The following is an 8,291-nucleotide window of genomic DNA, read 5'->3' as shown; positions in this document are numbered from 1 at the left end:
AGCCGGCCGATGCCGTCCACCAGCGCGGCAAGGCGCGCCCGATCCCGGTCCAGGCGCTCCGGATCGACCGCGAGAAGCCAGTCGAAGGCACCGTCCGGTCTGCGCCCGCAAGGAGGCGCGCAGGCTTCGATCTCGGCCTCGCCTGGCGACTGCGCGCCGACCGGGGTCGCCAGCAGCAGACGCGGCGCGGCCGCGGCGGGCGCCACCTGCGCGAAATCGCCGACGAACCGCTCCCGATATTTCAGATAGACCGGCAGCCAGAGCTGGCGCTGGAGCGGCGAGCTGGCGAGCCGCGCCGCCATCTGGAAGCCGAGATGCCGGGCCGCATCGGATGCCGCGATCCAGCGCTGCCCGAGGGTCGCCCCCGGCGCGGCGGCATGCCTGAAGCCCTGCAGGAACGAATGCAGCTTGAGGATCACGCGCCCGAGCGGGAACTGCCCGCGGACCGGGAAATAGGCCACCCGCGCCGCATCGATCCGTGCCGTGCCGCTCGCGTCGCGCGCGCCCTTCAGCACCAGGCGGGCGGCGCCGGGCGGAACCTTCAGCGGCTCGAGTGCTCCGGGCTGGACCGTGACGCGCTGCCCGCCGCCTTCGATGGCGATCTCCACCGCAGCTTCGATGCCGGAGACGGCCAGCATGATGACGGTGCCCTGGCGCAGGCTGGCAAGCCGCACCAGGAGCGGCAAGTGAAACCGTCGTCCGTCCGCCACCCATGCGCCGCCCGTGAGGGGGAAGGGGGCTATCTCGCTCGCCATATGTGCTGATCCGATCGCGTGCCCGCCTTAAACCACTCCTTCAAGCCGCGAGGCAAGCGCCGGCGGGAGAGCGGGGTGTCGCGGCCAGCCTGCAGCGCGGTGCCGGCTCCCGCGGCCGCCAGCGGGGAGGGGCTCCGCCGCGCGCACCGCTCGCTCCCGCCACCGCCTGCAGGGCGGGAAAGGCGGCGGCACGGCCGCCTTCCGTTCGGGTCAGCGCGCCGGCATCTCCACCAGAAGGCCGACGATGCGGCGCACCACGGGCAGCACCAGCAGCAGGGTCGGAAAGGCGACGAGCCAGCTGAGGCCCCAGGCGGTGGGCCAGGTGGTCAGGAAATCGGGGCCGAGCCCCAGGCTGCGCGCGGTGGCGATGGCCGAGACCACGAAGGTCATCAGCACCGACAGCACGAGCGGCATGACGATGCCGGCATAGCGCGCCGGCAGCTTGCGGGAAGATTTGGAGGGGGCCATGAGGGCCATCCTTGTCGCGGATGGTCCCGGCGGGTCCGGATCGTCTGACGCATCCGGCCGGCCTGGGACCGGGTTGGATGCGTTGCCTGACGTCGGACGCTTACGGCGCGGCCCGAAGACCGTGCACGCCGCTTAACGCATGCCGCGCGCTGCGCGTCAAGCGCGGGCCCTGCGCCGTCTTGCCTTGCCAAGGCAGGCGGCGCCGCCCGCCGCGCTCAGTTCAGCTTCAGCGTCTTCAGGAATGGTCCATAGAACTGATATTGCTCGGCAAGGAACGGGCCGTAGGCGGCGCCCTCCTGATAGACAAGGTCGGTGGAATATTTGCTGCGGAATTCCGCGACCACCGCCGGATCGGTGAGGATCTTCTTGGCAGCTGCGTCAAGTTTCGCCTTGATGGCATCCGGCGTCCCGGCAGGTGCGGCGAGTGAAAGGAAGGATGCCTGGAAATACTTGACACCCTTGCTGGTGATGGTGGGCACGTCCGGCAGAGCGGGCCAAGGATCCTTGCTGGTCACGAGCAGCAGGCGCAGTTTGCCGCTCTTGACCTGCGGGACTACCGAGCCGGGGCTGCCGACGCCGGCCGAAATATGGCCGCCGAGCACGTTCGGGATCACCTCGCCGTCGCCCTTGAAGGGCACGTGAGTCCATTTCACCCCCAGGTCCTCGCCGAGACGGGCCATGAAAAGGTGGTTGGTGGTGCCGTTGCCGGGCGTGCCATAGGTGACCTTGTCGGGATTGGCCTTGGCGTAGGCCACGAACTCCTCCCAGGTCTTCCAGGGCGCGTTGGCGTCGACATAGAGCCCGTACTCGTAGGGGCCGAACACCGCGACGTGGTGCAGGTCCTTCAGCGGATCGAACGAGACCTTCTGCAGGTGGGGAATGATCGCGACCGCGGGCATGTTGACGAGGCCGATCGTGTAGCCATCCGGCGCTGCGCGGGCCATCTCGCCCACGCCGATGGAGCCGCCGGCGCCAGGACGGTTCACCGGCACGACCGCGGTCTTCAGTTCCGCGCCGAGCAATTCGGCGAACCGGCGGCCGACGATGTCGGTGGTGGTGCCTGCTCCGAACTGGATGATCAGGGTGATGGGCCGGTCGGGATAGGTCTCGGCGCGTGCGCTGGCGACGGCGGCGAGCGCAGGGACGCCGACGAGGCCGGCCATGAGAAGGGTGTGGGCGAGGACGCGGCGCGGCCGCAGGCTCTGAATGAAGCGGAAAAGGTTCACGGTACGGCTCCAGTCTGGAAGGTCTTTGGTTGGGAGCGACCGCGCGCAGAGAGGTGCGCGTATCATTCCAACATCAGGATGATGCTATGACGCATGGGTGTCAATTGGTGCCTTCACCGCCGGCTCTTCGAGTAAAATTTGCCACAAGGCCCGGAAGATTGACTTTCGCCGGCGTCTCGCCGAAGGTCGGCTGACACGCCCATAACATCCTAGTATCAGAATGAATAATTCCCAGAAAGCGAAGTCCCTCCCCACAGCAAGATCCACTCTGAAAGAGGCGCCGGGGCTGCTTTACCAGCACGTTGCGGCCCTCATCCGTAAGCGCATAGAGCAGGGCGAATGGGTGGCGGGCGAGCGGTTGCCGGCCATCCCCAAGCTCGCCGAGGCCTATGGCACCGCGATCGTCACCATCCGCCAGGCGCTCGCCGAGCTGGAGGACGACGGGCTGGTGGATCGCCAGCAGGGACGCGGAACCTTCGTGTGCGAATCGCCCACGCCGCGGCGTTGGCTCAAGCTCGAATCGAGCTGGGACACGCTCATCAGGCTGTGGGGCCAGTCGACGCCGCGCCCCCTAAAGGTGCACGATTCCATCGGCACCACGCTGCTCGATCGGGACGAGGGCATCGCCGCGCCGGCCTATCGCTACATGCGACGCGTCCACTATTCCGAGAACCTGCCCTACACCATCGTCGACATCTATCTCGACCGCCGGCTCTACGCCCTGTGCCCGGAGCGGTTCGACACGGAATCGGTGATCGTCGTGCTCGACAGCCTGCCCGAGGTCGAGATTCGCAGCATGCGGCAGTGCCTGACCATCGGCACCGCCGACCTGGAGGTGGCCGAACTGCTCGACATCGCCCCCAACGCCCCGGTGGGCGTCGTGCGCCGCGTCGTGCGCGACCAGAACGACGTGGCGATCTATGTGGGCGAGGCCACCTATCGGGGCGACCTAGTCAAGCTTGAGCGTGAGATGGTGCGGAGCCGATGACCACCCTTAGCCATCCCCGCTCGCCGCTGTTCTCGTTTGCGATCCTCGGCGACAGCCATGTCACGCCGCACGACGGGGAGAGCCAGTCCCCTTGGGCCGCGAACCGGCTCGCCAATGCCCGCCTCGAGGCGGTGTTCGCCCAGATCGACACGCTCGATCCCGCGTTCGCGGTGCATCTCGGGGACATGGTCCATCCGGTGCCCGCCCAGAGCACCTATCCGCAGGCCGGGGCGCGATTCTTCGCGCTCGCCGGCCGGCTCAGGGCGCCGCTCCATCTGGTGCCGGGCAATCACGACGTGGGCGACAAGCCGACCTCCTGGATGCCCGCCGCGCCGGTGGATGCGGTTGCGCTCGCGGCCTACCGCGAGACCTTCGGGCAGGACCATTACGTGTTCGAGCACGGCGGCTGCCGGTTTGTCGTTGTCAACGGCATGCTCATCAACAGTGGTCTGCCGGAGGAAGAGGCGCAATGGGCGTTCCTCGACGGCGCGCTCGACGCGAACACGCGCACCTTCGTGTTCGAGCACTATCCGCCTTTCCTGCTGAACCCCGGCGAACGCGAGCATTACGACAATCTCGCCGAGCCCGGCCGCACGCGCTTCCTGACCCTGCTCGCGGGGCGCAAGGTCGAAGCGCTGTTCTGCGGCCATGTGCACAACATCTTCTATAATCGCGTCGCGGGCATGGACGTCCACGTTCTGCCGGCGACCTCGGCGCTGCGGCCCGATTATGCGGACCTGTTTCCGGTGCCGCCCGACCCGGCCGCCGAATTCGGCCGCGATCTCAAGGAGAAGCTCGGTTTCTATATGATCGATGTCTTCGCGGACGGCCATGCGGCCCATTTCGTCCGCAGCCACGGCGCCACCGACGCCGACACGGCCGCGCGCCGCGTGCGGCGCCCGAAGGTCCATCCGCGAGCCGGCATCGTGGCGCCGCTCGGGGTCGACATGCGCCACGCCTTCGCGGACCCGGCGGTCATTCCCTTTACCGGCGTGGTGGACGAGTTCAGCCGCAAGCGCGTGCGCAACGATTATCTTCTTTCGGCGCTCTGCGAGATCGGCCTCGCGCGCCTGCGCATCCCGCTCGACGACCTCGCTGATGCGCTGGAGCGGATCGCCGACTGCGCCGCTCTGGGGCTCAGGTTCTGCGTGTTCTCCTACGGCCTGCCCGATACCGCGGACGTGCGCCGGCTCGCCGCGCTGGCGTCCGCCATCGACCAGATGGAGATCATCGGCCGGGAGGAGGATCTGGCGCGCCTCGCGCCTGCCGCCGGCCGGCTGGCGCGCGAGTTGGGGCGCCCGGTTTCCTCTCGCCGCTCCGGCTTCATGTCAGCGCGACGGCGCAGGGCGGGCGCCTGGCCCACATGGTGCGACACGGGCTCGAACACGGCGAGCCGGTGCCCGATCTGTCGCAGACGCCGGGCGTTGCCGGCATGGTCTATGCCGTTGGCGCGGACGATGCGCCCTTCACCGCAATCGGCACAATCGCCCGCGCCGCCCGCGCGGCCGGGCAGTCGGCCTCGATCCATGTGCGGCTCGCCGGCGACAATCCGGCGGCCATGCCCCGCGGCGATGGCGCGACCACCGCGCGCGTGCTCGACACCGCCCTCGCGGCCTTCCTGTGGTCCGAAAGCGTGCGCGTCTTTCTCGACACGTTCGACGATCATGACCGGGGCTATTTTCCGCGCCTCGGCCTGGTCGACCGCGCCTGCGACCTGCGGCCGGCCGGCGCCTGCCTGAAGCGGCTGGCCGAGATTCTGTGCGACTTCGATCCCGCGCGCTGCGAGATCACCGCGGACGGCGCCTTGCGCCATCTGCGGCAGGAGGGGCGACACCTCGTCCTCCTGCCGGAGGGCGGGGTCGATGGGACCATCCTGCCGGAGCTGTTTCGCGCGGCGCCGAACAGCGCATCGTGCGGCTGGATACCGGCGACGCGGTCGATGCGGGGCCGGACGGCGGGGCGGGCGGAGCGCTGCTCATCGAGAGGAGGTCGGCGGAGCGCCGGTGCGAAGGCGCCCTCTAGAGCGCGCGCGAATCAGCCCGCTGCAAGCTGATCGGATAATGCGTTCTCTATCATTAGGTTAGAGGCGCATTCGCCGATCAAATGGATTGCGATCTCATTGGATCGCGCTCAAGAGCCGGATCAGAGCCATGTATGTGCCTGCCGCCTTCCAGGAACCGGACCGCCAGACCGCTTTCGCCTTAATCGAGCAGATCCGGCTTGGCAGCCTCATTACGGCGGCCGGAGCGATCCGGTCGAGCCACGTGCCCTTCATGGTCGATCCGGCGCGGGGACCGAACGGCACGCTCGTCGGCCACGTGGCGAAGGCCAATCCCCAATGGCGCGACCTTAGTCCAGAGGTGGAGTGCCTAGTGACGTTCGTCGGTCCGGATGCCTACATCTCTCCCAGTTGGTACGGCACCAGCCCGCGGGCGCCGACATGGACCTATGTGGCGATCCACGCTTACGGTCGCCCAGCGATGGTCCTCGATCCGGCCGGGCTGCGCGCCATGGTGCTGCGCCTGTGCGACACCATGGAGCCGGCGGCTCCCCCTGGCGCGCGTGCGACCTGCCCGACGCCTTCATCGATCGCCTCGTGGCCGGCATCGTCGGCTTCGAGATTGCGATCGACCGCCTGGAGACGCAATTGCGCCTCGGTCAGAACAACGGGATGGACGACCGCCGCCGGATGCATGCGGGTCTGGCGGCCCGGGCGGCGGGCGACGACCTTCGGGTGGCCGATCTGATGGCGCGCTTCAGCCTCCGCGAAGACGGCTGAGCGCGCCCGCGCCCCTACCGGCTCCGCCGGCGTCCCGCGGCCGCCTGCTGGGCTACCTGGAGTACCGTGCGCTCGCAGATGGCCTGGGCCAGCGGGGCGCTGCGGCGGGCGGCGAGGATGGCTTCGTCCACCGCCAGCATGGCCTTCAGCACGCGGCCGGCGGGAAGCGCCCTGAGCGCGGCGGAGAGCTTGGGCTTGCGCGAGAAATGCACCTGCGGCCGGGCGCCGTCGATCACCCGGTCGACGGACGCGCCCGCCTCCACCTGGAGGGCCATCTGGTGCAGGCTCGCGAGGGCGCGCAGCAGCGCCCCCAGCACCGCGTCCGGCCGGGGTGGCGGCGCCGGAAGGCCTTGGCGAGGGCCTTCACCGCGTCCGCTGCCTCGCCGGCGAGCGCGGCGTCCACCACGTCGTCCAGAGCGAGGGCCGAGGCGTCGCCGACGATGGCGCGCACGTCTTCGGCGCTCACCCGCTTGCGGCCCCGGGCGTACAGAGCGAGCTTGGCGATCTCCCCGCGCGAGGCGAGCCGGTCGCCGCCGATCAGCGACACCAGAAGGTCGCGCGCGTCGGTATCGATCGCGAGGCCGGCCTCGTTCAGCATGGTGTCGACGAGGCGGGCGAGGTCGCGCTCGGTGTCGGCATAGCAGGCGATGGCCAAAGCGTGGGGCGAGTTCTCGCAGGCCGCGCGCAGCGGCGCGCCGCGCTTGAGGTCGCCCGCCTCCACCACCACCAGCGCGCCGGACGGCTCGGCCAGGACCGGCGCCAGCGCCGGGACGATGTTGCGTGCGCCGGCGCGCACCCAGATCACCCGCTCGCCGCCGAACAGGCCGATGGTGCGCGTCTCGTCCATGAGGCGGCGCGGATCGGCGGACAGCTCGTCGCCGTCGAGGCGCACCAAAGCGAACGGGTCGGCGGTGTCGGGAATGGCGCGCCGCACCAGGGCCGCCGCACGCTCGCGCACGAGGCCCATGTCCGGTCCGAAGATGAGGACCACCTGCTTGGAGGGGTCGCGCCGGGCGAGCGCCGTATCCGCGTCGCCCGGCCGCACGGCCACCATGGGCTAGCTGCCCTGGGGCTTTTGCTGCTCGAACGTGGGGTCGTTCTTCTTGCGGATGAAATAGGCGGCGATCTGCGCCTTGATCTGGTCCGCAACGATGCGGGCGGCGCGGTTCTCGGCGTCGCGGGTCGCGGCATAATTGGCGTAGCGCTGGTCGCTCACGTCGATGGTGCCGGAGCCCGAGGCCGAGCCTTCGGCCACCGGCTTCTTCTTCTCGTCGCCGGAGCGCACCAGCTTCCAGTTGCCGGTGACGCGGACGATCTGGTTCTCCGGCAGGCCGGAGCCCGAGTTCACGATCGCCGAGGCGACCGAGGACTGCACCGAGATGGTCATCTGGTAGGGCACGTTCTTGGGATTGCCCTCGCCGCCGGTGAGGGCGAAGATCAGGTCGTTGCGCAGCTCGTTGCCGATCCGGCCCTGGATCTGGAGAATCTCCACCTCGCGCATGTTCTCCATGAGCGAGGGGCCGGCGGCGGAGTTGCTCTCCGCATAGAGCGGCTGGAAGCAGCCGGCGAGGGCGCCGGACAGCAGCCCCACCACGGCGAGCCGCGCGAGCAGCCCGGCGCGGCCGAAAGCGGCGCGGCCGGCATCATCCTTCGTCGACGCGGACAGGGGTGTCCGGTCGGCGCGGATTTCGGTGCGGAGTTCGGTGTCAGGCGACCACATTCACGATCCTCTGCGGCACCACAATGATACGCTTCGGCGCGCGCCGTCGAGTGCCTTGCGCACGCTTTCGAGTTGCAGCACGGCCTCCTCCACCTCGGCGGTGGTGGCCTCGCGCGGGACGACGATGTCGTCGCGCTTCTTGCCGTTGATCTGGATCGGCAGGGTGACGGTATCCCGGCGCAGCAGCGCCGCGTCCACCCGCGGCCATCCGGCCTCGGCCACCAGCCCGTCATGGCCGAGCGCGGCCCAGCATTCCTCGGCAAGGTGCGGCGTCATGGGGGCGATCACCAGGACCGCGATCTCCGCCGCCCTCGCGCAAGGCGTAAGCGAGGTCCGCCGGCACCGGCGCGGCCCC

At 69.5% G+C, this 8,291-nt stretch carries 9 protein-coding genes and 2 pseudogenes; 4 read left to right on the top strand and 7 right to left on the bottom strand.

From position 1 onward, the window contains the following. From AC2W7M_RS14820 to AC2W7M_RS14810, 3 genes are all read right to left on the bottom strand, one after another. Positions 1-686, bottom strand: a 686-nt coding sequence (locus AC2W7M_RS14820; protein WP_486133018.1) for a hypothetical protein, incomplete at its 3' end; no start/stop codon positions are given. A 279-nt stretch (positions 687-965) separates the two neighbouring features. After that, the gene (locus tag AC2W7M_RS14815) at positions 966-1,223 is read right to left on the bottom strand and encodes a DUF2798 domain-containing protein (RefSeq protein ID WP_486133017.1); all 258 of its coding nucleotides are present in this window, start codon (positions 1,221-1,223) and stop codon (positions 966-968) included. Positions 1,224-1,438: 215 nt separating this feature from the next. Beyond that, the gene (locus AC2W7M_RS14810; RefSeq protein ID WP_486133016.1) at positions 1,439-2,449 is read right to left on the bottom strand and encodes a tripartite tricarboxylate transporter substrate binding protein; all 1,011 of its coding nucleotides are present in this window, start codon (positions 2,447-2,449) and stop codon (positions 1,439-1,441) included. 220 nt (positions 2,450-2,669) lie between these two features. Between AC2W7M_RS14810 and AC2W7M_RS14805 the strand changes: the two genes are divergently transcribed. The 4 genes and pseudogenes from AC2W7M_RS14805 to AC2W7M_RS14790 all read left to right on the top strand — a co-directional run bounded on the left by AC2W7M_RS14805 (position 2,670) and on the right by AC2W7M_RS14790 (position 6,216). Next, positions 2,670-3,437 (top strand): GntR family transcriptional regulator, encoded by a 768-nt coding sequence (locus AC2W7M_RS14805; RefSeq protein WP_486133015.1) that lies wholly within the window; start codon positions 2,670-2,672, stop codon positions 3,435-3,437. Then, entirely contained in the window at positions 3,434-5,176 is a 1,743-nt protein-coding gene (locus AC2W7M_RS14800; RefSeq protein ID WP_486133014.1) for a metallophosphoesterase family protein, read from the top strand. Before AC2W7M_RS14805 ends, AC2W7M_RS14800 begins: the two co-directional genes overlap by 4 nt. Positions 5,177-5,587: 411 nt before the next feature. Beyond that, positions 5,588-5,980, top strand: a pseudogene (locus tag AC2W7M_RS14795) (FMN-binding negative transcriptional regulator); the annotation flags it as partial. A gap of 53 nt (positions 5,981-6,033) precedes the next feature. After that, on the top strand, positions 6,034-6,216 hold the full coding sequence (locus AC2W7M_RS14790; RefSeq protein WP_486133019.1) for a hypothetical protein: 183 nt from the start codon (positions 6,034-6,036) through the stop codon (positions 6,214-6,216). Positions 6,217-6,230: 14 nt separating this feature from the next. On the opposite strand, the gene AC2W7M_RS14785 is transcribed toward AC2W7M_RS14790, so the two are convergent. The 4 genes and pseudogenes from AC2W7M_RS14785 to AC2W7M_RS14770 form a co-directional block, all read right to left on the bottom strand. Next, entirely contained in the window at positions 6,231-6,491 is a 261-nt protein-coding gene (locus AC2W7M_RS14785; protein ID WP_486133013.1) for a hypothetical protein, read from the bottom strand. After that, entirely contained in the window at positions 6,449-7,270 is an 822-nt protein-coding gene (gene holA / locus AC2W7M_RS14780) for a DNA polymerase III subunit delta (protein WP_486133012.1), read from the bottom strand. The genes AC2W7M_RS14785 and holA overlap by 43 nt, the downstream gene beginning before the upstream one ends. Before the next feature lie 3 nt (positions 7,271-7,273). Beyond that, positions 7,274-7,936: an LPS assembly lipoprotein LptE gene (lptE, locus tag AC2W7M_RS14775; protein ID WP_486133011.1), complete on the bottom strand. Its 663-nt coding sequence runs from the start codon at positions 7,934-7,936 to the stop codon at positions 7,274-7,276. Continuing rightward, positions 7,923-8,291, bottom strand: a pseudogene (locus AC2W7M_RS14770) (class I tRNA ligase family protein); the annotation flags it as partial. The pseudogene AC2W7M_RS14770 and the gene lptE, both read right to left, overlap by 14 nt.

The sequence above is a fragment of the Xanthobacter sp. BG11Y11_SDJG genome, assembly GCF_057364445.1.
This window is presented reverse-complemented; position numbering and strand designations above follow the sequence as displayed.

Coding starts and splice junctions, on each gene's coding strand:
- AC2W7M_RS14800 (WP_486133014.1), top strand. CDS start 3,434: ATGACCACCCTTAGCCATCCCCGCTCGCCGCTGTTCTCGTTTGCGATC.
- lptE (WP_486133011.1), bottom strand. CDS start 7,936: ATGTGGTCGCCTGACACCGAACTCCGCACCGAAATCCGCGCCGACCGG.
- AC2W7M_RS14785 (WP_486133013.1), bottom strand. CDS start 6,491: ATGGCCCTCCAGGTGGAGGCGGGCGCGTCCGTCGACCGGGTGATCGAC.
- holA (WP_486133012.1), bottom strand. CDS start 7,270: ATGGTGGCCGTGCGGCCGGGCGACGCGGATACGGCGCTCGCCCGGCGC.
- AC2W7M_RS14805 (WP_486133015.1), top strand. CDS start 2,670: ATGAATAATTCCCAGAAAGCGAAGTCCCTCCCCACAGCAAGATCCACT.
- AC2W7M_RS14815 (WP_486133017.1), bottom strand. CDS start 1,223: ATGGCCCCCTCCAAATCTTCCCGCAAGCTGCCGGCGCGCTATGCCGGC.